This window comes from Mucilaginibacter sp. OK098, assembly GCF_900142915.1.
GTDB lineage: Bacteria > Bacteroidota > Bacteroidia > Sphingobacteriales > Sphingobacteriaceae > Mucilaginibacter.
The window spans coordinates 1,655,609-1,680,667 of record NZ_FRCM01000001.1 but is presented as its reverse complement, the minus strand read 5'-3'; the positions used below and the strand labels follow the sequence as shown (position 1 = coordinate 1,680,667).

The following is a 25,059-nucleotide window of genomic DNA, read 5'->3' as shown; positions in this document are numbered from 1 at the left end:
TAGTGCTGACCACTGTATCGGGGGCGGATTATAAGGATTATACGTCAACGGTGAATAATTCGGTAAGCTCGGTTATGATAACACCAACGGCAGCGGATCCCACCGCTACCATAACGGTAAATAATGTAGCGGTAGTGTCAGGGACAGCATCAGACCCGATCACGCTGAATGTAGGAGGTAACACCATAACCACGAGCATAACAGACGGCGTCACCACCAATACATATAGTATAGTGATAACCAGGCAGGCACCTGCGGTACTTGCCTCCCTGTATGATGATAAACAAACGGCCCCTGTTACTGTAAATGAAGTAGTGGTGCATCAGAATGTATCGCCAAATGGCGACGGCAAAAGCGACTACCTGCAGATAGACGGGATCAGCGCTTACCCGGATAACACGCTGCAGATCATGAGCCGCAGTGGCACGCTGGTATACGAAGTAAAAGGCTATGATAATACTTCAAAAGTATTTGACGGGCACTCCAATACCAATGGCAAGCTCCAGCAGGCGGGTACTTACTTTTACTCGCTGGAATACAAGGACGGCAATGATACCAAACATAAAACCGGCTTCCTGGTGTTGAAATATTAAAGACTGCTAAAAGCAAACTGAATGTTTTATATGCAAACAGCCTCATGGAGTTAAAACTTCGTGAGGCTTTTTTGAAGACCAAATGTCATTGATCCGGATAAAGATACGGGCTTTGCCATCATCTCTATTTAATGAATATAGGCTGTTTTACTACCCCGTATTTGTTTTTGTAATAAGAATACGAAGTATAGGATCGGAACTAAACGTAAAACCGGTTATTAAGTTTTAGAATATTAAAAAAAGAATTAAATTTAACCAGATAAAAAATATATGCGTTTTAGAATTGTAGTACTGCTGTTAGCTTTATTTGTATTGGGAACAAAAGAACAAGTTAAGGCACAAACCCAGGCGTTCAGCTTTACACAGTATATGGATAACCTGACGCCGATTAACCCGGCATATTCGGTGCTTGATCAGGCTTACTCAATAAATACAATGGCCAGGAAGCAGTGGGTGGGCATAGATGGCGCACCCACTACTTTTCTGCTTAATGGCAACATTCCTATCGTGTCGATAAACGGAGCGGCTGGGCTTATTGTATATAATGATCAGTTTGCCATAGAGCATCAAACAGAAGTAAATGCCTATTTTTCAAAAGCGATCCAACTGGGGCAGAGTGATTACCTGGCTGTATCATTAAATGCGGGTATCCGGAATTATATTGCCAATTATTCGACACTTGACCCTAATGATCCTGTATTTTCAAATGATGTAAGAGAAACCAAACCCAATATAGGCTTTGGGATAATGTATTTTACTGATTGGTATTACCTTGGCATATCAGCACCTGAACTTACAATAACCAGCCTTGGAACAGCATCAATACAAAATAACAATAACTTTAGAAGTCATTATTATTTTACAGGAGCCCTGCTTACAGAACTCGCAGAAGATTTTAAATTAAAACCATCCGTATTGATCTCATATGCCAAAGACGTTCCGCTAGTTACTGATATTTCCACCATATTATACATTAAGGAAACGCTGGGGCTGGGAGGAAGCTACCGCGCTAACAATAAACTGGCGGCTGGCATTATAACCCTCAACCTTGACCAGATCCATGTAGGATACAGCTACCAGTTTAATACGTCGTCCAATAACCTGGGGGGCTTTAATTTGGCTACGCACGAAGTTACCCTGAGCTATCGTTTTGGTAAAGGCATAACTAAAAGAAAATTGTTATAGAAACAAATATTACGTTAAGTAAAAAACGCAGCTTTCCAAAACAGGAAGCTGCGTTTTTGGTTTTGTGAAGTGATGTTATTTTATAATCTTTATGTTGGATTTTTGTATATTTTCAATACACTTAGTGTTTGTTTAACACCCCAATGGTATTTATTTTTTTAATAATTTTAGCCTTTTTTTTCGTTTTTTAGCACATTATCTGCTTAACTTGCCCCACCAATTATATTAATTACTTGCGTATTATTTACACTAAGTCTATGACTAACTTTATTACTTTAGGGCAATTTATTATTGAAAAACAAGCTGACTTTCCATATGCCAAGGGCGAACTTTCACGTTTGCTTCGCGACATAGGTATTGCCGCCAAAATTGTAAACCGGGAGGTAAATAAAGCAGGCCTGATGGATATTTTAGGAAATGCCGGCAGCACCAACATACAGGGAGAAAGCCAGCAAAAGCTTGATGTGTATGCCAATGAGCAGTTTATATCGGCACTAAAAAGCGGTGGCGAATGCTGTATTGTAGCATCAGAAGAAAACGACGATATTATCCGGTTAGATACTGATGTTTCTAAAGATGCCAAATATATAGTAGCTATTGACCCGCTGGATGGTTCATCAAATATTGATGTTAATGTTCCGGTTGGTACTATCTTTTCTATTTATAGAAGGCGTTCAACAAAAGGCCCTGCAACAATTGAGGATGTTTTACAAACCGGTACTGAACAGGTTGCGGCAGGCTATGTGATCTATGGCTCTTCGACCATGCTGGTGTATACAACGGGGAAGGGAGTAAACGGTTTTACACTTGATCCTTCTATCGGTGAGTTTTGTTTGTCGCATCCTGAAATGCAGATCCCCAAAAATGGTTTCATCTATTCTATAAATGAAGGCAACTATGTGCATTTTCCACAGGGTGTAAAACGGTATATAAAGTATTGCCAGGTTGAAGACAAGGCAACCAACCGCCCATATTCATCACGGTATATAGGCTCAATGGTGGCTGATGTACACCGGAACCTTATTAAGGGAGGGATCTTTATTTACCCGATAACCGCTTCGGCCCCTAATGGAAAATTAAGATTGGTGTATGAGTGCAATCCGATGGCGTTTTTGATAGAACAAGCCGGTGGAAGAGCTACAAACGGTACTTCGCGGATCCTTGATATTGAAGTAACAGAACTGCACCAGCGCTCGCCTATTTTCATAGGCTCAGAACAGATGGTAAGGCAGGCTGAAAACTTTATGGCTGCCGAATTATTGCCTGGTGTTAAAGAGGTAGAAATAGTAAGTGCTTTTTAACACTAAACTAAACCTATTTAATTAACGGTATATGGCAAATATTAAACCATTTTGTGCTATCAGGCCCAATTCTATATATGCAGATCAGCTGGTATTTACTACTATGCAGGCTGAGTCGGTTTCAGGTGACCTGAATAAAGCAGAGTCATTACCGCCTTTGAAGACCTTATTGGAAACTATTGCAAGGCACAGGCCCGAAACACCCGAAGGGCAGGCTAACGCTTATGAGGAAGTTAACCATACACTGCAAAACCTGCTTGAAAAAGATAGATTGTGGCGTGAAAAAAAGCCGGGAATATATGTTTATGAAATTGTTACTAAAAATTACCGCCAGGCAGGTATTTGGACGCTAACAGCATTATCTGACTATACTAACGGAACGATAAAGACACATGAACTAACAATTGCAGATAGTGTGCGCAGGCTAAAAAACTATCGGCAACATACCGGGCTGGAAGGCAGCCCGGTACTGCTAACTTACCCACCGCACCTGGTAATTAATCGTATTATAGCCGAAACACGTGCCAATAGCAAAAAGACAAGCTTAGGTAACAGGGAGGGCTTTCACAGGCTTTGGAAGATTGAAGATGAAGCTACAATAAAAAAGCTTATCGAAGCATTTGCTCAAATTGATACCGTTTACCTGGCTGATGGTCATCACCGGCTGGAATCTGCCGACAGGCTGGCTGCAGAACAGCAGGCTGCCGGTTTAACTGTATTCGATACCATTTCGTCCCTGTATATTGCCAGCGATCAACTGCGGATGCAAGAATATGATCGCGTGGTTTTGCCTGTGGAACCAATTGAAAAGGGAGTATTGATGGATAAAATACTGGAAAGCTTTTCTGTACAAAAGGCACGAAGTAACCGGCCGGTACAACCAAACGAAAATGGCCTGATAGGCATGTATTTAAATGGAAAATGGTTTATCCTTACTCCAAGAGAAATACCTGGTAAAGGAGTTGCTGCAATGCTGGATGTTTCTGTTTTGCAGGAGCAGTTATTAGCCCCGGTATTAGGCATCATTGATGCGGGAACAGATGTGCGCTTAAAGTGCGTTGGAGGGGAAATGGCAATTGAAGAATTACAGACATTACTGGAAATATACCCAAATGCTATTGCCTTTACACTTTGCGCGCTTACGGTTAACCAATTGATTGCAGTAGCTGATGCTGGTGAAATATTGCCGCCAAAATCTACCTGGATAGACCCCAAGGTGCCATATGGGTTATTAATGCATTGTCATTTTTAACCCTCAATTTGAAAGGAATAAGCTATAAATTGTTCATGATGAGATAAAGAAACAGGAATTGCAGATTCTTCTGTGCCTTTTAACAGGATAGGGCAATTATGCGGGCTTTTTATTATGTTGAAATCATTGGCTCCATAAAGCTGTTGCAATTTTTCAATCAAAAACAACCTAACCTCTTTTGATTGATTTTCATGATCAGGATTATCTATCAATTTTATGCCCCAGCAGGTTTTTTCAAAGCTGTCATCATGACTTACAACTGAAAAAATGAATTCATGGCATATTAATGAGCATGAATACAATGTGTTTGAGCCAAAGGTAACCACCCCTTTTATGCAGGTTTGATTATCAAACCCTGTTCCTTCAGATTTTGTAGTACCAAAGCCCGGTACTACAAAATCTGAAGGCAGGTAAAGGCCTTCAACCATAAATTTTATGGGCGTGAATATCAAGCCGGGATCATTTCTTTGCAGGGATTTATAGGCTGATTCTTTTATTGACCACAATAACCAAACGAAACTTTCGAAAGGTATTCCGGCTAAACCAAACTCGTTATACAGGGGCTTTTCTGAGTCAGAAAGTATTTTGGAGTAAAATTTATACTGCTTGGTACGGGTAATGTTTATTGCATTTAATGATACAATATCGTTACCGGTACTGATCATATTTTTTCACTGAGTTTTTCGCTTATCACATCAATGCATGTACCCACGTTCACCATTTTATCTGCAGAATCATAATCAATCTCGATATCATATTTAGCTTCTGCATCTATAATTATATCTACCAGGTTAGCGGAATTGATCTTTAAATCTTTTATGAGATCAGTTTGGTCATTAATGCCAGCCAGCATCTCCTTATTCGTAGTATAGGGGGAAATAACCGTTTTGAGCTCACTTAAAATTTCTTGTCTTGTCATTTTATTTTTTGTATTTACTTAGTATTAAACAGGCGTTAACATCCCCAAAGCCAAAGTTTGCTTTAGCTACAATGTTAACTTCTTTTTTTATCATTTTAACAGGCAGCTTATCTAAACTTACCAAATTTGTTATTTCGGGGTTAGGATCTTCAAAATTTATATTCGGATGCACAAACCCATGCACTATCTGCAATATGGATGCCACAGTTTCAATTGAACCTGCCGCACTAAGACAATGGCCTATCATTGACTTTAATGAATTGGTGAGCGGGAAATTATCCCCGGTTCGGTTTAAAGCCTGGCTCCAGGTCTGAATTTCCTGCCTGTCGGCATTTGTTGCCGTTAAATGGCCGCTGATCAGATCAATTTGGTCCCCGCTTATGCCTGAATTTGCTATTGCTTCATTAATGCACCTGGTAACGCCTGTTGAATTAGCGGCCGTCATGGTGCCTCCCTGGCGTTGGCCACCTGAATTACTGGAACCTCCTAAAACCTCGGCGTAAATATGTGCACCACGTTCCAATGCAAAATCCAGGTCCTCCAAAACCAATGCTCCTGCGCCCGAACCCGGTACAAAGCCGCCTGCTGTTAAGCTCATTGGCCTTGAGGCTTTTTCGGGATTATCATTAAACTTGCGTGATAATACCCGCATGGAATCAAAGGCTCCGTAAACATAAGTATCAACATGTTCGGCGCTACCAACAATCATACGTTTTGCATAACCATCTTTAATATACTCATAGCCCATCAATATAGCCTGTGTACCTGTTGCACAAGCAGACGAATTGGTGATGATTTTATTGCCCAATCCTAACCTGCCTGATATGTATGAAGTAACACCGCTGTTCATGGCTTGCTCAACTACTCGAGAGCCTAGTTTTCTTGCTTCTTTGTTATCAACTTTAGCTATTACGTTTTTCATGGCCTCTGTATCGGCAATACTGTTACCGAACACACAGCCGGTTTCCCAGCGCGGCTCTTCAGTTTCGTAACCCATGCCTGAATCGGCCCAGGCATCAAGCGCCGCTGCCAGGCCATAACCGATATTGGTGCCTTTTAAACCATGAAAAGTAACTTCGGAGATGTAGTTCTTGTGTTTTAAGCTTTCCCATTCAAACGCAGGCATCCCCGCAACCTGGCAACTGAAATTAAGATCATGGTAACGCGGCATAAACTTTATGCCTGATATGCCATTTTGTAAAGCATGTAAAAAAGCCGGGATTCCTATACCGTTTGGCGACACAATGCCCATTCCCGTAACTACAACACGCTTGCTCATTTTTTTAATTCGATATTTTTTATGATGCCCGAAAACATCCCCTTTGCCACAACTTCGTGTTCACTGTCCAGCATCTCAACATAGCACTTCAGCTTCCCGAAGCGGAAATATTGTTTTTTAGAAACTACAGTAACTTTTTGACCCGGTAAAACCATTTTAAAAAAAGAAACATCTGTTGACGTAAGCAAAGGAAACAGATCTGCATCGTCATTAAAATTAAAGTCTGTTTCCTTTAATATCAAAAATATTCCTAAAACTACCAGGCCAATTTGCGCCATAATTTCAGTAATAATAACACCGGGTGTTACCGGGTTCCCTGCAAAATGATCTTCGTAAAAAAAGGAATCCTGTTTTAAGGTATACTCCCCTCTAACTTCATTTTCACTAAGCAGCGAGATATTATCTACAAAACGGAAAGACGATTTATATGGTAAATGGTTTAATATATGATTATTCATAGATCTGTTAAAAATAATGTTACCGGCAATGTTCACCGCCATCTACATGAATAATTGAGCCATTTATCCAAAAGGACTCATCTGTACATAGCAGGTAGATAACACCGGCAACGTCATCTGGTTTTGTCATTCTTCCTAAAGGGTTTCTTTTTATTCCCATTTCCAGCAATCGCTCACTTCCGGGGATCTTTTTTAGTGAGGCTGTTTCGGTTACACCTGCCTGTATTACATTGGTTTTTAGGCCATAAGCGCTAAATTCAACGGCCATGTATTTTGCCAAACTCTCCAGAGACGACTTGGCAATTGACACAGCCGCATAACCTTCCCAGTATTTATGGGCGCCTTCGCTGGTTAAACCAATTATGCGCCCGTCGCTGTGGAAAAGATCAGCATTTAAAAGTGATTTTGTCCAGTCGAGCAAACTGGTTGACATGGCGTAAGTGGTCATCTGGATATCGTCGACAGACAAGGTATTGTAAGCCTCATCTTCCTGGTTATTCTTAATGGTAAGTGGTTTTAAATTACCGCGGGCAATGCTATGGAGTAAAAGTTTTACGCTGTTTTTTGGAGCGATAGCTGTAAATTCTTTTATAAATAGTTCACGCCCGGTTTGGTCAAGCGCATTTATGTTGAAAGGTAAAATGAGTGTTGAGTTAGCTTCGGCAATTTGAGCCAGTTTTTCTTTGAGCGCCTTATCTGCGGATTTATTTTCACGATAAAGGACGGCTATGTTCATACCATGCTTGGCAAGCTTTTCCGCAGCGGCATATCCAAATCCGCTCGATCCACCTAAAATAACCGCCCATAAACCTTTAAATAGTAGATTTTTATCCATTAAAACTGCTTTAAACCTTTGTAGCTTTAATCTGTCTTCTTAATGTTAACTTATAAAACTGATTACCCAATAATTGCAACCTCAAAGTAAGTGAAAATACCTTAAATTTAATGTATACATCACATATATTATAACAATTCTTGAGGTTATGTGTTAAATGGCGGATAGTAATTGAAGTACCACTTATCAAAATTCAATTTTTGCAGATAATTAGCTTGCCGAAAGTTTATATTTAATTATGTTTGATAGTTATGAAAATGATTTATAAGTGGAAAATATGGCTTGTGTTCCTGGTATTACTTGGATTTGTAAAAACATCCATCGCTCAGCAAAAATTTGAGAAGGCTGCTTTTTATGCTGTAATGGACTCTGGCAACCTGGATGCTATAAACAGCCAGATAGGAATAGTGCAAACGTCCTCATCTCCTAATAAAGAAGGCTATGAAGGCGCTTTGTTAATGCGAAAGGCAGGTAAAGTTGCCGTCCCATCACAAAAATTAAAGTTTTTTAAACAAGGGCGTATAAAGCTGGAAACCGCTTTACTTGCCGATGCTGACAATACAGAATACCATTTTTTAAGGCTTGCTATTGAGGAACATGCACCAAAAATTGTTAAGTACCATAACGATATTGAAAAAGATAAATTAATAGTCCGGAAGAATTTTAAAAACTTACCCGAATCGGTGCAGCATGCAATTATTGATTACTGTAAAAATTCAAAAGTGCTGCATGCAGAAGATTTTTAACTTCGCTAAAGAGATAGTTTTAACTTTGCGCCCAAATGAGTAAAAAGATCCTTGCTATTTATTATACCCAGTCGGGCCAGATGGGAACGATCATTGATACATTTATTGCTCCACTGGTTGAGGCGGGCGCATCTGTTGAAAAAACACAGGTAAAGCTTGTTTCGGATTATAAATTTCCGTGGACGGGATCAAGTTTTTTTTCGGTAATGCCAAACTGCGTTTTAGGCATCCCTGAACCAATTGAACCGCTAAATTTAAAGGACACAAAGTATGATTTGGTGATCTTAGGTTATCAGCCATGGTTCTTGTCGCCAAGCATTCCAAGTAATTCATTATTACAAAGCGAAGATTTTAAAGCAATAATAAAAGATACACCCGTTATAACGATAAGCGCCGGACGTAATATGTGGATAAATTCCTACGTCCGCGTTCGAAATATGATCAAAGATGCAGGCGCAAAATTAGTTGGGAATGTGGCATTATTAGATAAACACCCAAACCCAATAAGTTTTATCACCATTTTTTACTGGATGCTGACCGGAAAAAAGGACAGTTATTTAAATATTTTCCCAAAACCCGGTGTTTCAGATAAGGATATAGCCGGCACTGCAGAATATGGGAAAACTGTTGCTAAACACCTGGAAAATAATGAGTGGGATACTTTGCAGAACGAATTAATAGAACAAAAGGCCGTTGAAATTAGTTATAAGCTTATGTTTATTGAAGCAAGGGCAAAACCGATATTTGCAGTGTGGGCAAAGTTTATTGCTAAGCGTAAAAATAGGACCCCATGGCTTGCTGCCTTTAAATATTATCTTTTTATTGCACTGTTTTTAGGCGCACCGGTTTTACTTACACTCGATGCTATATTTTTAAAGCCTTTTTCATCAAAACGAATTAAAAGAAACAAATTAAAATACTTACAAGTTACAAACCAATAACCCCAATATGTCTGATACCAAAGTTTATATCAATCATACTTCAGCGTTTTTCCCTAATGAGCCTGTTTCAAATGATGAAATGGAGCAATACCTGGGGTATATTGATAATAGACCCTCAAAATCAAAAAAAATAGTACTTCGTAATAACGGAATTATAAACAGGTATTACGCCCTGACAAAAGATCGTAAATCAACGCATACTAATGCACAAATGACCGCTGAGGCAGTTAGGGCCTTGTTTGATAACGACCCTGAAAAGATGAAGGGGCTTGAATTGCTTTCATGTGGCACCTCGTCGCCCGACCAGATGATGCCAAGCCATGGCGTAATGACGCATGGCTGGATCCCTGAAGTAGGAGGGATTGAAGTGGTTTCACCTTCAGGAGTTTGCTGTGCAGGGATGCATGCCTTAAAATATGCTTACCTGGCCATTAAATCGGGCGAGGTTACAAAGGCGGTTGCTACAGGATCAGAAAGATTTTCGGGCTTGCTTGTTTCAGAGGTTTTTGAAGAAGAAGCACAGAAATTGAAAGAGATGGAAGAAAACCCATTTATCGCTTTTCAAAAGGATTTTTTACGCTGGATGTTATCAGATGGCGCATCAGCATTTTTAATGACTGATAAGCCAAATGAAAAAGGATTATCCCTTAGGGTTGAATGGATAGAAGGTGTATCCTACGCCAACGAGATGAAAACCTGTATGTATATGGGGGGCGAAAAACAGGAAGATGGCTCACTAAAAGGCTTTATGGACTATACACCCGAAGAGGTAATGACCAAATCTATCTTCAGTGTAAAGCAGGACATTACCTTGTTAAGTGACAATATAGTTCCGCTGGGTGGAAGGAAGATAAAGGAGATCTTTGAAAAGAAAGGCCTTACTGTTAATGATATAGATTACTTTTTACCGCATATCAGCAGCAACTTTTTCAAAAGTAAGATCTATGATATGATTGAGGAATACGGTGGTGGGATCCCTTACGAAAAATGGTTTATCAACCTGTATACAGTGGGTAATGTTGGCGCTGCTTCGGTTTACCTGATGATTGACGAGCTGTTTAAAAGCGGCAGGTTAAAAAAAGGTGAAAAGATCCTGCTGTTGGTACCCGAAAGCGCGCGTTTCTCGTACATGTATGCAATGCTTACCGTTTGCTAAACTAATCCGATGAAGAAGGATGATGTGCCACAGGACCTGAGCTCGCTTGGTAAAATAACCAAAGAAGTTTGCTATGCAACTGATAGTAACGGCAAATACGTTACCGAGCTAAGCAGCGGCTGGGATGTAAAAATTACAGCGCTTGATACGGCCTGGGGCGATATTGAAAAGCGTATTGCTGCCGCTAAACAACAGGTGATTGATGGAAAGGCGAGTCCGCTTTTGTTTTTTATAGAATACCGGCTGATGGACATTGCTATTTTAGCAGGCTATACCGGGTTTTGGAAATGGCAGATAAAACGGCACTTAAATCCGAATGTGTTTAAAAGTTTATCCGACAAAAAATTACAAAAATACGCCGAGGCGTTTAACATAAAGGTGGAAGACCTTAAAACTATGACCGTGCATGAAGATTGATTTTGAACATCGTCAGGCTGCACATTGTGAATCGGGCGTTACCAGCAACTTATTATGGAATGCATCAGGCGGCAAAATAACCGAGCCGCTTGCTTTTGGTATTGGGGCAGGTCTGTTTTTTGCCTATATCCCACTTATAAAGGTTAACAACGGGCCTGCAATAGCATTCCGCACTATGCCGGGTTTTATTTTTAACCGAACCTGCAAATCGCTAAATATCCCGGTTGCAAGAAAGAAATTCAGTTCGAAAGAAAAGGCTCAAACTTTTTTGGATGAGTGTTTAGATAATGGGCATGCTGTGGGCTGCCAGGTAGGGGTTTATTATCTGCCTTATTTTCCAAAAGAATACCGCTTCCACTTTAATGGACATAACTTAATAGTTTATGGTAAAGAAGGGGATAACTATTTGGTGAGCGATCCAATAATGGAGAACACAAATATCCTTGATAGCTATCAGCTGGAAAGGGTGCGTTTTGCAAAAGGAGCATTATCGCCTAAAGGGCATATTTATTACCCTAAAGAAAATAAGGATATTACCAATGAGCAAATAAAACAAGCTATAAAAAGCGGTATCAAAAAAAACGTTTATAATATGTTGAGCATACCCGGAAGCTTTGCGGGGATCAGCGGAATAAAGAACACCGGCCTTAAAATAAAAAAGTGGCGCGATAAGCTAGGGCTTGAAAAAGCCGGCCTCTATTTAGCGCAAATGGTGCGTATGCAAGAAGAGATTGGCACCGGCGGCGGTGGTTTTAGGTATATCTATGGCGCGTTTCTGCAGGAGGCAGATGTTTACCTGCCAGGCAACCAATTGACGGAGATCAGCAGTATATTCACTAAAGCGGGAGACATGTGGCGTACTGCTGCTGTACATGCTGCCGGAATTTATAAAGGCAGGATAGGCAGCCAGGAAGATTTTAACACCATGGGCGATTATCTGCTCGAAATTGCCGCGGTGGAAAAAGCTGCTTTTGAAACTTTAAAGAAAATAAAATGGCAGTAACAGGTCCATTAGCTATAGATGTTGAGGATATGGGATTCCGTTATCCCGGTAACCCGGAGGTATCGTTTTCAAAGCTAAACTTGAAGGTAGCTAAAGGCGAGCGCTTTGGATTATTCGGACCTAACGGCGCCGGTAAAACTACGCTTATTAGCCTGATGACTGGTTTACTTACTGCTGATGAAGGACATATCAAGCTTTTGGGGCAGGATGTTGGTAAACAGAACAACGCGGTAAACAAGCTGTTTGGTTTTGTGCCGCAGGATTTTTCTTTTTACCAGGAACTGAGTCCGGTTGAAAATCTGCAGTTTTTTGGCGCATGGAGTGGATTAGATAAAAAGACTATTAAAACCAGGACCGATGAATTGCTGGGGATTCTGGGCCTCAATGATGTGCGTAATAAACAGGTTGGGAAATTTAGCGGAGGGATGAAGCGCAGGGTAAACCTGGCAATTGGTGTGATCCATAAACCTTCAATACTGTTTTTGGATGAACCTACCGTTGGCGTTGATGTACAAACAAGGCTTGCCATTATTGATTACCTGAAGGAATTGAATAAGAACGGCACCACATTGATATACACTTCGCACCAGTTAAGCGAGGCTGAGGGCTTATGTGAGAAGGTAGCGTTGATTGATGATGGTAAAATTATAGCACAGGATAGCCTGGGTAAACTATTGAAAGATCATAAACAAGATAGCCTGGAACAAATGTTTTTGGACTTAACAGGAAAGGATCTCAGGAACGATGTTTAAGCTCAAATCCACCATAATAAAAGATCTCAGGATTTTGCTGCGCGATAAGGTGGGGATTTCGCTGATGTTTGTGATGCCCATTATTTTGGTTGTGGTTGTTACCAGTATCCAAAATAGCACCTTTCAACTGGTGAATAAAAACCGGCTGCCTATCATCATCAATAATAACGATACCGGGCAGGCCAGCAAACAATTGATAGCTGCAATAAATAAAATAGGCATGTTCAAGGTGTCGCAGGTAAGCGGTGATCAAAGCGAAAAGCAGATGACCGATGCTATGCACCAAAAGGATGCTACACTTGGGGTTATTATTCCGGCCAATTTTTCAGTTAAAGTTTCAGCAAAATCAAAAAGTATTGCAGGCAAGGCTTTAAAGAGCTTTGGACTTGAAGGCGATTCGGTTAAACACGAGGCCGGAGATATTGATCCGCTTACTGTTTATTATAATCCAATTTTACAGGAATCGATCAGGATGTCTGTACAGGGAGCAATCCGCAGCGCCTTACAATTGGTTGAAAGCAGGGAAACTTTAAGAAGCCTTTACTTTTCTATCAACGAAAAACAGCTGCCGGCAAGCCTGGAAAATGAAATGCTGAATAATAAAACAGCCATCAATGAGATCCCGGTTAGTAAAGATGGTACCCGCACCACACCAAATGCTACTCAGCACAATGTACCGGCATGGACAATTTTTGCCATGTTCTTTATCATCATGTCGCTAGGTGGGAGCGTGGTGAGGGAAAAGGTAAGCGGCAGTTTTATCAGGCTTAAAACACTGCCAACAAATTATATGGTGGGCTTGCTATCAAAGCAGATCGTTTACTTGTTGGTTACAATGTTACAAGCAGCGGTAATATTTTCAATAGGCATCTGGCTGTTCCCGTTCTTTGGGTTGCCTGCACTGAATTTGCCCGCCGATATTTTAGCTTTGGTTATTGTTACCGTTGTTTGCGGATGGTGCGCGGTTAGCTATGCCATATGCGTTGGCGTGTTTGCAGATACACAGGAGCAGGCCAATGGCTTTGGCGCCGTATCAATTGTAATATTAGCCTGCGTTGGCGGCTTAATGGTGCCCAGCTTTGCTATGCAGGGCTTTTTTAAATCGGCTGCTGACATATCACCAATGCACTGGTGTCTGCAGGCTTACTACACATTATTCCTCGAGGGAGGAAAACTAAAGGATGTTGTAAACAATATCATACCTTTGTTTATTATAACGCTTGTATTTCAATTTGTAACCTTTATAGGGTTAAAACGAAAGAATTTAATATAATTGCCCGCATGGACACTACACAACTAAGAGAACAACTAAAAACCCAAATTATAAAGTTTTTAAACCTTACAGACCTTACACCAGCTGATATAAAAGACGATGAACCTTTATTTGGCGATGGCCTGGGTTTGGATTCAATTGATTCGCTTGAGCTGATCGTGTTATTAAAAAAAGAATATGGGATTGATATAAGGGATCCCAGGGAAGGCCGTAAAGTTTTGATCGATGTGGCTACAATGGCTGATTATATAGCTGAACACGGTAAAAAATAACACGTTGCCAACTTATGACCATAGAGCTTAACCTTATAGTTATAAGAACAAGCGATCCAAAACGGCTGGCGGAATTCTATTCGCTTTTTAACTTAGAATTTGCGTACCACCAACACGGGAATTCCCCCTTTCATTACAGTGGGCATATTGGGGAAATTTTACTGGAAATTTACCCGCTAACTAAAGGTCAGGAAAATCCTGATTTAAGTTTAAGGCTTGGATTTACTCTGGATGATTTTGAAAGTGTGATTGAAAAACTACGCTCAACTAATGTGGTTTTTGCATCCGGACCCGAGGAAACGGAATTTGGCCTTATGGCGGTAATAATTGATCCGGATGGCAGAAAGATTGAATTATATAAGAAATAACCCCGCCAATGTTGGTGTTGTCACCAACATTTACCAATAAGTTTGTGCTTGTAGAGTGCCAGCTGCTAATTTTATAACACAAACATCATCGATTGCCGGTGACAACACCGGCAATGGCGGAGCATTTAAAACATACCCTTTCCCCGTCACTCAATTTACCTGTTATGCTAATCAAATCCTCAATAAATTTATAAGCTATCTCTAATTGCATTGATAAAGTGACCAGCGGATCAGTCATAGCGATAAACTTCAAATAGCCTGCTTTTTGTATTTGTAAAGATTGCCCTAAAGCATCTTCTAATACCTCTTTAACCAGCTGCAGCATACATGCTCCGGGCACTACCGGCTGTCCCGGGAAATGACCTTTAAATATAGAACTGTTTGCATTGATGGAAAGGTCTGCTTTGATCAAATTATCCGAATGCTCTAATTTGTCAATTCTAAATATCGCATCATTTACAATTTCCATCCCGATAAGTTAAATAGCAGAAACCAGCATTAATGAATGATATTTATTTTGGTAATGGTTATGGATCAGTACTTTTTTAGGCGCGGCAACTTTTAATTTGTTTTCCAAAATTACTTCAGGCACGATTCCCTTTTTTATGATATTTGATGCCAGCCATAATGCAAATGATGATGCTACAGTATATTCTCCGCACAGGTGCTTGTAATTAGCAAGGGAGTTGTTTTTAAACAGTGAGTTGCTCAGTTGTTTATGGATCTCATCATTCCTTGCATCGCCATTTTTTCCGGTGATCACCAAATCAATATCGTCCGGACTTAATGAATTGGCTGCTAAAAATGCTGTGATCCGTTTTTCAATATCCTGCGTGTCTTTGGGTTTATAAAAGGTATTGATTGCGGTAAGCTCAGCCATATTATCAGCCGATGGTTTATCAGTAAGTAGAAAAAATGCAGCACCTTCGCCGCCTATTGTTCCTTTTGTTTCGGCTGAGTAGAGCAACAGGTTTGAAACCGGCTGACGTTTATATAAACCCAGGCGGGTTAAAATAGTAAAGCTGGTGTCGGTCATTTCTTCCGTTCCACCTACCAAAATATTGTCTGCCTCCTGTTCTTTTAAAAGCATTATGGCATCAAACAAAGCACTTTCAAAAGATACGCCTTTGTGTACAAACGTATTGTTATAAGCATGGCACTTTAGCATTAAAGCTATTTGTGCTGCTACCGTATTGTGAGTAGACTGTATGAAGGCTGTTGGCGGCAGCAGTTCTTCGTTCTGTTCAATGGTTCGGGTTAAAAAGGTTACCGTATCTTCGATGCAGCCAAATGCGGTGCCGGTAATAATGGCGCCGGGCATTTCGGTCTCACCATTTTTTAAGCATTCCTTTGCAGCAGCTACTCCCATTTTTATTACATGGCTCATCCTGCGGATAAGCTTTGGGTCAATATATTCTTTATAGTCAGGTTCAATAAGTGTTAAGCGGGTACTGTTATATTCAACAACATCCGTTAAAAGATCATTGGTGCCGAAAGTTTTTTGGGCTGAGATGCAGGCGGCTGAGCGGATATATACTTTCATATCAGATCTTCGAAAAGATTAAAGATGTACAATTGCCGCCAAAACCAAACGAGTTTGACATAACGTGTTTAATATCCTGATCCTTTAAAAATTTCCTTTCAGGTTCAAATGGCAGGTCGCTCATGCGGGTCTCAAACCTAAGGTTTGGATAAATAAGGCCATGTTTTATAGCAAGGACAGAAAACACAGCTTCCACGCCGCCGCTTGCGCCCAGCGTATGCCCGGTAAATGATTTGGTTGAGCTCATTGGCGGATATTCGGGATCAAACAATCTTTTTACAGCTGTTCCCTCCGCACTGTCGTTATTTGGTGTCCCGGTTCCATGCAGATTAATGTAATCTATATCCGAAGGTTGTAAGCCGCTTTTATCCAATGCTTTTTTCATGGCCAGGTATGAGCCGGTTCCATCAGGAGAAGATGCTGTTTGATGGTAAGCATCATTGCTATTATTATAGCCGCTTAAAGTGCAGTAAAGTGGTTTATTTAATGTTTTAGCCACCTTATCCGAAACAAGCACCAAATAGCCTGCGCCTTCACCAAGGTTCAAACCTTCGCGATGCTCGTCAAATGGTTTGCAAAATTCATCATCAAGTATCATGAGGGTGTTAAAGCCGTTGAGGGTGAATTTAGTAATAGCGTCGGCTCCACCGGCTACCACCACATCAACCACATCGTTCCTGATCAGCCTTGCACCATAAAATATGGCATTTGCTGATGATGAACAAGCCGTACTTATGGTGGTCATAAAATCAGTTATGCCCAGCTGGTCGGCCACTATCTCTGTCATGCTGCCGCATTCGTGGTCAAAAACATTCTTTAATTTGCCCTTGCTATTGTCAGCTAAAAATCTAACAAAGAAATCCTCGCTTCTATCCATGCCGCCCACAGTATTTGCTGAAACAAAGCCAACCCTTAATTCTTCCAGGCCGGGGATAGCTGCATCGGCCATTGCTTCCCGTGCCGCAACCAGGCTCAAAAGCGCAGTACGCCCGTTGTGTGTTGATAATCCTGTTTGGGCTATCAGTTCGTCATCTGTTAATTTAACCTCTGCCACGGGGCGCGTATGCTGGTGTATGGTGTCAAACAAAGTGATCTCAGCCATCCCTGCTTCTTCTCGTTCAAATGAAGCCAGGTGCTCAGCCACATTATTCCCTATCGCCGAAATTACACCTACACCCGCTATATAAACTGTTTGATCCATATTCGCCATCAATCCTTATTAAAAACGTTATCCATATTTTCAGCCGAAAATAATAAGCTTTTCTCTGTTTTTTTCTTTTCAACCAAAAACAAAACTGCTTTGTAATTCTGTTCCAAAACTTCAACCCATCCGCAAATACAGGCCTGCAGATTATCATTTTCCAGCAGATAGTTTACCTGTTGTTTAATGAATTCGGCATCAAAATTATCCTGGATAAAAAACGCATGTTCGCCTTTAAATTTATGCCTGATGCAGATCTCGCCGATCACAATATTCGGCAATGTATAAACAAATACCGCCGGACTTGGAAATTCTTTTATTGTGTCCGCATATTTCAGGTCGTTATCCAAACTTGAATTTGAATTAGCCAAAACTACACCAACTTCTTCCGGTTGGTAATTATACTCCTTAAACCCCTCTTTCAATAAGATCTCAGCAGCCAGCCAGCCTAGCTTGCTTAAATTATCCATTTTATAGAACTTGGGATAATTGAAGTGGAAATGCTGGTAAATGGAAAGCAGGAAAGCGGAAAGATCAACGCCCTGATTTTCAAATGCCCTGTTGCCATCCTTATTTACAGTGCCATTGCTGATGCTGCAACTGCTTGTTATATAGTTTGTTCCTGTCAATGTTTGTCTGCTTGTTTACCCTTTTTGTCATTGCGAGGTACGAAGCAATCGCGAACTGTGCATTTACGCCTTGCAGGTTCCATCCATTTCTGTTCGCCCTGTATAGTATGCGATTGCTTCGTACCTCGCAATGACAAGTTTTTTATCAAATATAATTATTTACCAATCACCACAGCCGCGTTACAGCCGCCAAAACCTGAGGCTGTTTTAAGAAAATTATCGGCATTAATATGCATAGGGGAGACGCATACATTTACCGGACTAGTTACCCCCAATTCTTTAAATCCGGGTGTTGAGATTATGAGATCTTCTTTTAGAGATTGAATGGAAACAACGGATTCTATCAATCCAGCGGCACCCAAAGTATGTCCGTAATAGCCTTTTAAGCTGTTTAATGGCGCTGTTTGCAGACCTGCTAACCCGATTGCGTTAGCTTCCATTTCGTCGTTATACACAGTCGCCGTGCCATGTGCCGAAATAAAATCAATATCACTTGTTGCAATATCAGCGTCCTTTATGGCCTGCTTTATAGCATACGCCAATTCTTCCCCGGTTCTGGATGGGCCTGAAATATGGTTGGCATCATTACTTACCGCACCGCCTTTAACTTTTATATTGCCTTCAAATTGTTTGTTTGTTGAGAGAACTACCGTTGCCGCACCTTCGCCCAAATTTAAACCGGTACGTGCTTTATCAAACGGCTTGCACATAGTATCACTCAACGCCTGGAAAGATTGGAACCCGGATACGATAAATTTGGAGATCACATCAGCCCCGCAGATCACCGCATTTTCATATTGCCCGGCCCTTAACAAGCGCATCCCGGTTATAATTGCCATAACACCGGAAATACATGCATTTGAAATAATGAGAGGTTGATTTTGAAAGCCGAAATGAGCTGCAACAAGTTTGGCGGAGGTTGACATTGCAACCCGCTTTTGCAAAGCTTCGCTGTTTGCCTCTGTTTCAAGCAGGCTGATATTGCCTTTAGTGCTGGAGATAATTAAAATTGTTTTTTTGTCTTTTGAATTGATGCCAGTGTTCTGCAGCGCATCAGTTATAGATGCAATAAGCAGTTGCTCAAACTTGGTATAACTCAACTGAATGTCATGCTGAACTTGTTTCAGCACCCCATCTGCTAGGTGATCGTCATGCTGGCTATCCGTCCTGTGGGGTGCCGAAATAAATTCGGCATGACGTGTGTGGTTAGTGGTATCTATAAAAATTTCATCTTTATCAAATAACGAAGCAAAAAAAGGGGTAGGGGAAAGTGCTTTATCGTCATGCTGCTTTACACCTGATATATTGTTTTTTAACTGCGTGAAATTTTCAGCCGTGGTTTTGCCGAGGGGGGAGAATATGTTATCAGTAACTACAAAAACATCCTTTACGCTCATCGTGCTCATTATTCCAAACTTAAGAAGTCTTTAAGACTTCTTGAGTTTTATCGTCCATAAATACCTTCATTTCGCATTGGGCAATCAGCTTGTCATTATGCCAAATCTTGCCCAAAAGTATGGTAACGTTAAATACCTGGTTTTCTATTGTTATCTCGGTTAGGAGTTCATCGTTGGCTTTTGGCAAATCAAATATCTCAAAATTCTTAATCGCTCCAATATAACCAACTTCAACGGGTTTGTGTTCCTTCACCGCAATATAGCCGGACCTTAATGCCGCTGTTTGCGCTATATTTTCCATTAGCCCGGCTTCCTGGAAAATGTCGTCTTTTACAAATACATTATCCGGGTTAATAATAAAGCTGCTTTTGGTAGTGGTTTCATCAACATAAAGCAATTTACTCACCATCACAAAAGGCGGTTTCTGCGGGATCAAATGAATGATATCGTCAACAGGGAAATCCATATCAGGAATATAAGCCACCGTTAATAGAAAGCACCTGCCCGGTTATATAAGCAGCCTCAGGCGAAGCAAAAAATGCTGCCGCACTTGCTACTTCTTCGGGCAAGCCAAAGCGCCTGGCGGGGATTATCATTTTTAATTCTTTTTCGTCAAGCCCTTCGGTCATGTCGGTTTTGATAAAGCCGGGGGCCAAAGCATTTACGGTGATTCCCTGGCGGGCAATTTCCTGCGCCAATGCCTTTGTTGCCCCAATTACACCTGCCTTTGCGGCAGAATAATTTGTTTGTCCGGCCAGGCCTTTTAATCCCGAAAGTGAGACGATATTGATAATGCGGCCATATTTACGAGTGAGCATGCTGTTTAATACCAGGCGGGTAACATAAAAAAAGCTATCCAAATTGGTTTTTAAAACATTGTCCCACTGCTCTTCGGCCATCCACGCCATCAGGCTGTCATCACGGATGCCGGCATTGTTCACCAGTACCTCAATGTATTTGTCTTCGTTGGCCTCTATCCAGTTGCCTAATTGTTTTATCTGCTCTTTATCGGCTACGTCAAAAGGCATCAGCTCGCCATTACCGCCGTTTTCTTTTATTAGGGCAAGTGTTTTTTCAGCCTCTTCTATATTGCTTTTATAGTTTACCAGCACATAATAACCCTGGGCACCCAATTTTATGCAAATAGCTTTGCCAATGCCCCTTGAACCGCCGGTGATTAATGCGCATTTCATTTTGAAAAAGATGTAATGTGATCGGTAGATTCAAGGAACGTTTTAACCCGTTCCAGGTCCTTATATTTAGGCGCATCTTCAATAAACTTAGGGAAAATTAGCCTGACCTCGTCATATAACGCTCTTGAAATGGTTGAAAGCCTGTCTTTACATTCCAAATAATCAATCGCCTGTAAAATGGTCATTAAATGGATGCCAAGCACTTCAAATGAATTGTCGATAACCCGTTTGGTCATCAGTGCCGCATTACAGCCCATACTCACAATATCCTGGTTATCATTATTATTCGGGATGCTATGCACATACATAGGGAAAGATAATGTTTGATTTTCAGCCACAGTTGAGGTAGCCGTAAACTGCATCCCCTGCATACCGAAATTAAGGCCAAGTACGCCCAAATTTACAAAAGGCGGTAGCTTTTGGTTTAGTTTGCTGTTCAGCAGGTAGTTCAGCTGTCTTTCAGCTAACATGGATATACGGGTTATTGCAATTTTTAACTTGTCCATTTCCAGTGAAACATAATCGCCGTGGAAATTACCGCCGTGGAAAATGTTCTGGTTCTCATGGTCGATAACCGGGTTATCATTAACTGAATTCAGTTCATTTACAACTGTATTTTCAACCTGCGAGATAGTATCATAAACCGGGCCTAAGATCTGGGTTACACAACGCAGTGAGTAATACTCCTGCACCTTATCCTCAAATATTTCCTGGTCAAGGTTGTCGGGGTTGTATAAATGTTCGGAGCGGTCGCGGATCATTTTGCTATCCTGAAGTATTTCACGCATCATTCCAGCTATGGCGTTTTGGCCTTTGTGGCGTTTTACTATGTTTAGCTCATTTGAGTAATGATCATCGAACGCCTCAACAATCTCATTGATCATTGCTGAAAACAGCACCGACCAGTTAAGCAGTTTTTTAGCCTGGATGATATTGATCATACCGATACCCGTCATTGCCGATGTGCCGTTTAAAATTGCTAAGCCCTCGCGAATATGGATAGATAATGGTTTTATATTGAATTTGTTAAAGATCTCTATGGTTGGATGCACCTCCTCCTCAAAAATAACCTCTCCTTCGCCAATTAAAACCAAACCAAGGTGCGCAAGCTGAACCAAATCACCACTTGCACCAACGCCGCCATGCTCGTAAATACACGGGGCAATATTTTTATTGATCAACTCTTTTAATAATTCAACAACGTCAGTATGAACACCGGAGTAAGCTTGCATAAAGCTATTCAACCGGGCTATCATCAGAGCTTTTGACAATTGGGCCGTCATTAATTTACCACTGCCCGATGAATGGCTGCGGATCAGGTTATATTGAAGTTGTAATATATTTTCCTCGTTCACCTTGTATTGCGCCATTGGCCCAAAGCCGGTATTTATGCCATAAATGAGCTTATTTGACGAGAATTGTTTTAGGAATTCAAAGTTGGTATTGATCTTAGTTAAAGCAGCTGCATCTAAAGCAACTTCGTTTTGTTTAAATATCAGTTCAGAAAAATCATTTAAAGAAAGCGCACTTTGTCCAACATGTATCATGGGCAAAAAATGTTTGTTTTATCAGGGTGAATAATAATCCGCTAAAGTATAAAATATATGTAAAAGGGATCAATGTAAAGTGCAATAACACAGGGAAAGGAGAATTGTGTTATTTAAAAATAGCGATGGGTTTTAAAGCTTGATTGTTCGAAATATATATTTGTATAGCTCTTCATGCATTTATAACGCAGGGCGTTGCCCTGCGCTGTTATATTAGACCCCTTCAGGGTCAGAATGTTGAAGTTGTATCACAAAGCCAAAGCCCTGAAAGGGCGACATACCTCAGCGCAGGTCGAAGGCCTGCGTTATAAATGATGTTTCGGACAACCTTTTAAACCTATCTCTATTTTAAAAATCAAGCTCTTTTATCAATAAATTTAATCGCCTTCCGGCTGGCTTCGCTAAACTGGATCTTTTGGATCTCTTCAACAGTTACATATTTTATATGCGGACTTACACGAAGCCTTGCCTGTAAATAGGCCCTGATCCGGTGGTCACATTCTTCAGTATCATCGGCCGGGACAAGGTAAAGCGATACCTGGTCCATCCCTATATCGTTGGAATATACTTCTATTACAAAATCAAGGATCTCTTCGCGCTCGTTCAGTAAATCAAATAAAGCAGGCGGATAAAGGGTCGTTCCCTTGAATTTTATCATCTGCTTTTTACGTCCCATTACTGATGACAAACGCAAACTGGTACGGCCACAGGCACAAGGTTCATCGAAATACATGCACATATCGCCGGTTTTATAACGTAGCAATGGCATCCCTTCAACACCCAAAGTAGTAATGGTTACTTCACCGGGAGTGCCGGGCTCTACTTGTTTGTCGTTTTCATCCAGCAACTCCACAATAACCAGTTCTGGCTGGTAATGGCCGCCTTTACCTTCGCCACATTCTGTAAACGCGGTTTGCATTTCGGTTGAGGCATAAGTGGAATACAACTGAATATCCCAGCTCTCCGTTATTTTTTTGCCAAGGATGTTTAATGAAAAATCATTATTGCGAATATTTTCACCAATACAGATCGCTTTTTTTACTGAGGTGCTGTTTACATCGATGCCCGTGTCTTTCGCAAACTGGATCAGTTTTAAAATAAAAGATGGTACGGCAACTATAGCTGTGGGTTTTAAACGCTGTATGGTCTCCCATTGCAATGCCGGCACACCGGGGCCTAAACGGATAATTCCTGCCCCAATTCTGCGGATGCCGAGATAATAGGCAATGCCGGCCATAAACTGCCTGTCGAGCGTAAGCATCAACTGATAGGTATCATCAGCTGATCCATCGGCACATAAAAAAGAGTTATATTCATTATATGCAAGGCGATCCAAATCTTTCTCTGTAAGTGCTATAGTTACCGGCCTGCCCAGGGTGCCTGAGGTTGAAGTGTATTCAATGATTTTATTCCCTGGCACGCATAAAAAATCATCATTACGTTGCTGCAGGTCGTCTTTTACGGTTGGAGGAATTAAAGACAAGTCTGCAATTGTTTTTATACTGGCTATGTTTATTTGATGTTTTGTAAATAGCTCTTTATAAAAAGGTGAATTTTTGGCAACGTATGCCAATAACTCCTGCAGCTTTTGTTTCTGCATTGTCGTTGTCTCTTGTGCCTGTTGATAGCTTTTCTCCGTAGGTATCATGCTCCAAATCTAACAAAAATGTAAGATTAGGGCGAATGCAATTACCCCTTACAAATTGCGAAGCAAACAACCATCTGATATATTTGTAACGTATATCGGTTATTATGTTTAAACAATCATTATTAATTCCAGGGATTCTTTGCTTTACAATGTTTGCCAAGGCCCAGGCGGTTAAATATAAAGACATCGTATTTGCAGGTGTAATCAAAACAAAAGATCTAAGCTATTCACCAAATGATTCATCGGGCAAAAAGAAGGCTCATTTATTTGATCTGTACCAACCTGCGGGCGATAACACAACTGGCAGGCCATTAATTATCTGGATGCATGGCGGCGGTTTTAAATTCGGCACAAAAGAAGCTAAGGGAATTGAGCTATGGAGTAAAACCTTTGCACAGCGGGGGTATGTGTGTGCTGCTATTAATTATACTTTAAGTAAAAAGCTCCCGATATTTAATTTTGACGAGCTAAAACGAAGCGCCTATTATGCCGTACAGGATGCAAAACAGGCGATTGCTTATTTTAAAGAACATTCAAAAGAATATAATATTGACCCTGATAAAATTATCCTTGCCGGTAACTCGGCAGGAGGGATGATAGCACTGGATGCTGCTTATAGTACAAATGCTGAACTGGCAAAATTTGCAGGGGTAACAAGTTTAAATTCTGATAATAAGGAGCTGTTAAAAGTTGCCGGGGTAATTAATTTATGGGGTGGGATCTTTGATTTGAACTGGCTGAAAAATACAAAAGTGCCGATTGTTAATATTTATGGCAGCAGGGACAGCCTGGTACCGCCAACACATAAAGATACCTCTTTGTATGGCGGAGCAGACATACATGCCGAAGCAAATAAATTAGGTATCCCCACCAGTGTAAGGGTGTTTGAGGGCTATTCGCATGAATTGCAAAAACATTTTAATCCAATCTTTCAGGGAGGTAAAGACACTGAACGGCGTTGGCTTGAGGCAGGGCAATTTGCAGCTGATTTTATGTATAAACAGTTATACATAAAGTAATGGATTACTAATTAAAACTTAATGTTAACTTTAATGTTATCAAAAAACAGTTAACCAATAACCGCTAACCATGAAATATTTGAAAGTTCTTTTAGTAGCAGCGTTTTTAACTCTTAGTTTGGAGTTTGCAAG

Annotated in this window: 28 protein-coding genes; 14 read left to right on the top strand and 14 right to left on the bottom strand. The window is 40.8% G+C overall.

Annotated features, from left to right (window positions below):
* The 4 genes from BUE31_RS07060 to BUE31_RS07045 form a co-directional block, all read left to right on the top strand.
* Positions 1 to 593, top strand: a 593-nt coding sequence (locus BUE31_RS07060; protein ID WP_143167032.1) for a T9SS type B sorting domain-containing protein, incomplete at its 5' end; no start/stop codon positions are given.
* Positions 594 to 863: 270 nt separating this feature from the next.
* Complete coding sequence (locus BUE31_RS07055) at positions 864 to 1,778, top strand: PorP/SprF family type IX secretion system membrane protein (protein ID WP_073401513.1); 915 nt, start codon at positions 864 to 866, stop codon at positions 1,776 to 1,778.
* Between the two features lie 257 nt (positions 1,779 to 2,035).
* Entirely contained in the window at positions 2,036 to 3,079 is a 1,044-nt protein-coding gene (gene fbp / locus BUE31_RS07050) for a class 1 fructose-bisphosphatase (RefSeq protein WP_073401511.1), read from the top strand.
* 31 nt (positions 3,080 to 3,110) lie between these two features.
* On the top strand, positions 3,111 to 4,331 hold the full coding sequence (locus BUE31_RS07045; RefSeq protein WP_073401509.1) for a DUF1015 family protein: 1,221 nt from the start codon (positions 3,111 to 3,113) through the stop codon (positions 4,329 to 4,331).
* Here the strand turns inward: BUE31_RS07045 and BUE31_RS07040 are convergent.
* Genes BUE31_RS07040 through BUE31_RS07020 form a run of 5 tightly spaced genes read right to left on the bottom strand, consistent with a single transcriptional unit; the run spans position 4,328 to position 7,822 of the window.
* Positions 4,328 to 4,996 (bottom strand): 4'-phosphopantetheinyl transferase family protein, encoded by a 669-nt coding sequence (locus BUE31_RS07040; RefSeq protein WP_073401507.1) that lies wholly within the window; start codon positions 4,994 to 4,996, stop codon positions 4,328 to 4,330. The genes BUE31_RS07045 and BUE31_RS07040 overlap by 4 nt on opposite strands.
* Positions 4,993 to 5,250 carry an acyl carrier protein gene (locus BUE31_RS07035; protein WP_073401505.1) on the bottom strand — a complete coding sequence of 86 codons (258 nt, stop codon included), beginning with the start codon at positions 5,248 to 5,250 and terminating at the stop codon, positions 4,993 to 4,995. Before BUE31_RS07035 ends, BUE31_RS07040 begins: the two co-directional genes overlap by 4 nt.
* 1 nt (position 5,251) lies before the next feature.
* The gene (locus BUE31_RS07030; protein ID WP_073401503.1) at positions 5,252 to 6,529 is read right to left on the bottom strand and encodes a beta-ketoacyl-[acyl-carrier-protein] synthase family protein; all 1,278 of its coding nucleotides are present in this window, start codon (positions 6,527 to 6,529) and stop codon (positions 5,252 to 5,254) included.
* Entirely contained in the window at positions 6,526 to 6,987 is a 462-nt protein-coding gene (locus BUE31_RS07025) for a 3-hydroxyacyl-ACP dehydratase FabZ family protein (protein WP_073401773.1), read from the bottom strand. Before BUE31_RS07025 ends, BUE31_RS07030 begins: the two co-directional genes overlap by 4 nt.
* Positions 6,988 to 7,006: 19 nt before the next feature.
* The gene (locus tag BUE31_RS07020; protein ID WP_073401501.1) at positions 7,007 to 7,822 is read right to left on the bottom strand and encodes an SDR family oxidoreductase; all 816 of its coding nucleotides are present in this window, start codon (positions 7,820 to 7,822) and stop codon (positions 7,007 to 7,009) included.
* Between the two features lie 251 nt (positions 7,823 to 8,073).
* On the opposite strand from BUE31_RS07020, the gene BUE31_RS07015 reads away from it, so the two are divergent.
* Genes BUE31_RS07015 through BUE31_RS06975 form a run of 9 tightly spaced genes read left to right on the top strand, consistent with a single transcriptional unit; the run spans position 8,074 to position 14,750 of the window.
* Positions 8,074 to 8,568, top strand: a complete 495-nt coding sequence (locus tag BUE31_RS07015; RefSeq protein WP_083619401.1) for a hypothetical protein — start codon at positions 8,074 to 8,076, stop codon at positions 8,566 to 8,568.
* A gap of 35 nt (positions 8,569 to 8,603) precedes the next feature.
* On the top strand, positions 8,604 to 9,509 hold the full coding sequence (locus BUE31_RS07010) for a hypothetical protein (RefSeq protein ID WP_073401499.1): 906 nt from the start codon (positions 8,604 to 8,606) through the stop codon (positions 9,507 to 9,509).
* 7 nt (positions 9,510 to 9,516) lie between these two features.
* Positions 9,517 to 10,665, top strand: a complete 1,149-nt coding sequence (locus BUE31_RS07005) for a dialkylresorcinol biosynthesis protein DarB (protein ID WP_073401497.1) — start codon at positions 9,517 to 9,519, stop codon at positions 10,663 to 10,665.
* A gap of 9 nt (positions 10,666 to 10,674) precedes the next feature.
* Entirely contained in the window at positions 10,675 to 11,082 is a 408-nt protein-coding gene (locus BUE31_RS07000; protein ID WP_073401495.1) for a flexirubin biosynthesis protein DarG, read from the top strand.
* Entirely contained in the window at positions 11,072 to 12,085 is a 1,014-nt protein-coding gene (locus tag BUE31_RS06995; RefSeq protein WP_073401493.1) for a BtrH-related acyltransferase DarH, read from the top strand. Before BUE31_RS07000 ends, BUE31_RS06995 begins: the two co-directional genes overlap by 11 nt.
* Positions 12,076 to 12,837 carry an ABC transporter ATP-binding protein gene (locus BUE31_RS06990; protein WP_073401491.1) on the top strand — a complete coding sequence of 254 codons (762 nt, stop codon included), beginning with the start codon at positions 12,076 to 12,078 and terminating at the stop codon, positions 12,835 to 12,837. Before BUE31_RS06995 ends, BUE31_RS06990 begins: the two co-directional genes overlap by 10 nt.
* Positions 12,830 to 14,110, top strand: a complete 1,281-nt coding sequence (locus tag BUE31_RS06985; protein ID WP_073401489.1) for an ABC transporter permease — start codon at positions 12,830 to 12,832, stop codon at positions 14,108 to 14,110. Before BUE31_RS06990 ends, BUE31_RS06985 begins: the two co-directional genes overlap by 8 nt.
* Before the next feature lie 8 nt (positions 14,111 to 14,118).
* Complete coding sequence (locus BUE31_RS06980; RefSeq protein ID WP_073401487.1) at positions 14,119 to 14,382, top strand: phosphopantetheine-binding protein; 264 nt, start codon at positions 14,119 to 14,121, stop codon at positions 14,380 to 14,382.
* 14 nt (positions 14,383 to 14,396) lie between these two features.
* Positions 14,397 to 14,750 carry a VOC family protein gene (locus BUE31_RS06975; protein ID WP_200801869.1) on the top strand — a complete coding sequence of 118 codons (354 nt, stop codon included), beginning with the start codon at positions 14,397 to 14,399 and terminating at the stop codon, positions 14,748 to 14,750.
* Positions 14,751 to 14,835: 85 nt separating this feature from the next.
* Here the strand turns inward: BUE31_RS06975 and BUE31_RS06970 are convergent, their stop codons facing one another.
* The 9 genes from BUE31_RS06970 to BUE31_RS06930 form a co-directional block, all read right to left on the bottom strand.
* Entirely contained in the window at positions 14,836 to 15,219 is a 384-nt protein-coding gene (locus BUE31_RS06970; RefSeq protein WP_073401485.1) for an ApeI family dehydratase, read from the bottom strand.
* A 9-nt stretch (positions 15,220 to 15,228) separates the two neighbouring features.
* Positions 15,229 to 16,293 carry a beta-ketoacyl synthase chain length factor gene (locus BUE31_RS06965; protein ID WP_073401483.1) on the bottom strand — a complete coding sequence of 355 codons (1,065 nt, stop codon included), beginning with the start codon at positions 16,291 to 16,293 and terminating at the stop codon, positions 15,229 to 15,231.
* A gap of 1 nt (position 16,294) precedes the next feature.
* Entirely contained in the window at positions 16,295 to 17,503 is a 1,209-nt protein-coding gene (locus BUE31_RS06960; protein ID WP_234997764.1) for a beta-ketoacyl-[acyl-carrier-protein] synthase family protein, read from the bottom strand.
* Entirely contained in the window at positions 17,503 to 18,123 is a 621-nt protein-coding gene (locus BUE31_RS06955) for a hypothetical protein (protein ID WP_073401481.1), read from the bottom strand. Before BUE31_RS06955 ends, BUE31_RS06960 begins: the two co-directional genes overlap by 1 nt.
* A gap of 155 nt (positions 18,124 to 18,278) precedes the next feature.
* Positions 18,279 to 19,529: a beta-ketoacyl-[acyl-carrier-protein] synthase family protein gene (locus BUE31_RS06950; RefSeq protein ID WP_234997763.1), complete on the bottom strand. Its 1,251-nt coding sequence runs from the start codon at positions 19,527 to 19,529 to the stop codon at positions 18,279 to 18,281.
* Between the two features lie 10 nt (positions 19,530 to 19,539).
* The gene (locus BUE31_RS06945; RefSeq protein ID WP_073401477.1) at positions 19,540 to 19,986 is read right to left on the bottom strand and encodes a hotdog family protein; all 447 of its coding nucleotides are present in this window, start codon (positions 19,984 to 19,986) and stop codon (positions 19,540 to 19,542) included.
* Position 19,987: 1 nt separating this feature from the next.
* Positions 19,988 to 20,713 carry a flexirubin biosynthesis SDR family reductase FlxB gene (gene fabG / locus BUE31_RS06940; protein WP_073401475.1) on the bottom strand — a complete coding sequence of 242 codons (726 nt, stop codon included), beginning with the start codon at positions 20,711 to 20,713 and terminating at the stop codon, positions 19,988 to 19,990.
* Complete coding sequence (gene hutH, locus BUE31_RS06935) at positions 20,710 to 22,260, bottom strand: flexirubin biosynthesis tyrosine ammonia-lyase FlxA (RefSeq protein WP_073401473.1); 1,551 nt, start codon at positions 22,258 to 22,260, stop codon at positions 20,710 to 20,712. Before hutH ends, fabG begins: the two co-directional genes overlap by 4 nt.
* Positions 22,261 to 22,615: 355 nt before the next feature.
* A complete protein-coding gene (locus BUE31_RS06930) occupies positions 22,616 to 23,908 on the bottom strand; it encodes a flexirubin biosynthesis putative acyl-CoA ligase FlxY (protein ID WP_073401471.1) in 1,293 nt (430 codons plus the stop codon).
* Between the two features lie 149 nt (positions 23,909 to 24,057).
* Between BUE31_RS06930 and BUE31_RS06925 the strand changes: the two genes are divergently transcribed.
* The gene (locus tag BUE31_RS06925; RefSeq protein WP_073401469.1) at positions 24,058 to 24,927 is read left to right on the top strand and encodes an alpha/beta hydrolase; all 870 of its coding nucleotides are present in this window, start codon (positions 24,058 to 24,060) and stop codon (positions 24,925 to 24,927) included.
* The last annotated feature ends 132 nt before the right edge of the window (positions 24,928 to 25,059 follow it).

Excerpts from the sequence above, each read along its gene's own strand:
- BUE31_RS07055 (WP_073401513.1), top strand. The coding sequence starts at position 864 with ATGCGTTTTAGAATTGTAGTACTGCTGTTAGCTTTATTTGTATTGGGA.
- fbp (WP_073401511.1), top strand. The coding sequence starts at position 2,036 with ATGACTAACTTTATTACTTTAGGGCAATTTATTATTGAAAAACAAGCT.
- BUE31_RS07045 (WP_073401509.1), top strand. The coding sequence starts at position 3,111 with ATGGCAAATATTAAACCATTTTGTGCTATCAGGCCCAATTCTATATAT.
- BUE31_RS07040 (WP_073401507.1), bottom strand. The coding sequence starts at position 4,996 with ATGATCAGTACCGGTAACGATATTGTATCATTAAATGCAATAAACATT.
- BUE31_RS07035 (WP_073401505.1), bottom strand. The coding sequence starts at position 5,250 with ATGACAAGACAAGAAATTTTAAGTGAGCTCAAAACGGTTATTTCCCCC.
- BUE31_RS07030 (WP_073401503.1), bottom strand. The coding sequence starts at position 6,529 with ATGAGCAAGCGTGTTGTAGTTACGGGAATGGGCATTGTGTCGCCAAAC.
- BUE31_RS07025 (WP_073401773.1), bottom strand. The coding sequence starts at position 6,987 with ATGAATAATCATATATTAAACCATTTACCATATAAATCGTCTTTCCGT.
- BUE31_RS07020 (WP_073401501.1), bottom strand. The coding sequence starts at position 7,822 with ATGGATAAAAATCTACTATTTAAAGGTTTATGGGCGGTTATTTTAGGT.
- BUE31_RS07015 (WP_083619401.1), top strand. The coding sequence starts at position 8,074 with ATGAAAATGATTTATAAGTGGAAAATATGGCTTGTGTTCCTGGTATTA.
- BUE31_RS07010 (WP_073401499.1), top strand. The coding sequence starts at position 8,604 with ATGAGTAAAAAGATCCTTGCTATTTATTATACCCAGTCGGGCCAGATG.
- BUE31_RS07005 (WP_073401497.1), top strand. The coding sequence starts at position 9,517 with ATGTCTGATACCAAAGTTTATATCAATCATACTTCAGCGTTTTTCCCT.
- BUE31_RS07000 (WP_073401495.1), top strand. The coding sequence starts at position 10,675 with ATGAAGAAGGATGATGTGCCACAGGACCTGAGCTCGCTTGGTAAAATA.
- BUE31_RS06995 (WP_073401493.1), top strand. The coding sequence starts at position 11,072 with ATGAAGATTGATTTTGAACATCGTCAGGCTGCACATTGTGAATCGGGC.
- BUE31_RS06990 (WP_073401491.1), top strand. The coding sequence starts at position 12,076 with ATGGCAGTAACAGGTCCATTAGCTATAGATGTTGAGGATATGGGATTC.
- BUE31_RS06985 (WP_073401489.1), top strand. The coding sequence starts at position 12,830 with ATGTTTAAGCTCAAATCCACCATAATAAAAGATCTCAGGATTTTGCTG.
- BUE31_RS06980 (WP_073401487.1), top strand. The coding sequence starts at position 14,119 with ATGGACACTACACAACTAAGAGAACAACTAAAAACCCAAATTATAAAG.
- BUE31_RS06975 (WP_200801869.1), top strand. The coding sequence starts at position 14,397 with ATGACCATAGAGCTTAACCTTATAGTTATAAGAACAAGCGATCCAAAA.
- BUE31_RS06970 (WP_073401485.1), bottom strand. The coding sequence starts at position 15,219 with ATGGAAATTGTAAATGATGCGATATTTAGAATTGACAAATTAGAGCAT.
- BUE31_RS06965 (WP_073401483.1), bottom strand. The coding sequence starts at position 16,293 with ATGAAAGTATATATCCGCTCAGCCGCCTGCATCTCAGCCCAAAAAACT.
- BUE31_RS06960 (WP_234997764.1), bottom strand. The coding sequence starts at position 17,503 with ATGGCGAATATGGATCAAACAGTTTATATAGCGGGTGTAGGTGTAATT.
- BUE31_RS06950 (WP_234997763.1), bottom strand. The coding sequence starts at position 19,529 with ATGAGCACGATGAGCGTAAAGGATGTTTTTGTAGTTACTGATAACATA.
- BUE31_RS06945 (WP_073401477.1), bottom strand. The coding sequence starts at position 19,986 with ATGGATTTCCCTGTTGACGATATCATTCATTTGATCCCGCAGAAACCG.
- fabG (WP_073401475.1), bottom strand. The coding sequence starts at position 20,713 with ATGAAATGCGCATTAATCACCGGCGGTTCAAGGGGCATTGGCAAAGCT.
- hutH (WP_073401473.1), bottom strand. The coding sequence starts at position 22,260 with ATGATACATGTTGGACAAAGTGCGCTTTCTTTAAATGATTTTTCTGAA.
- BUE31_RS06930 (WP_073401471.1), bottom strand. The coding sequence starts at position 23,908 with ATGATACCTACGGAGAAAAGCTATCAACAGGCACAAGAGACAACGACA.
- BUE31_RS06925 (WP_073401469.1), top strand. The coding sequence starts at position 24,058 with ATGTTTGCCAAGGCCCAGGCGGTTAAATATAAAGACATCGTATTTGCA.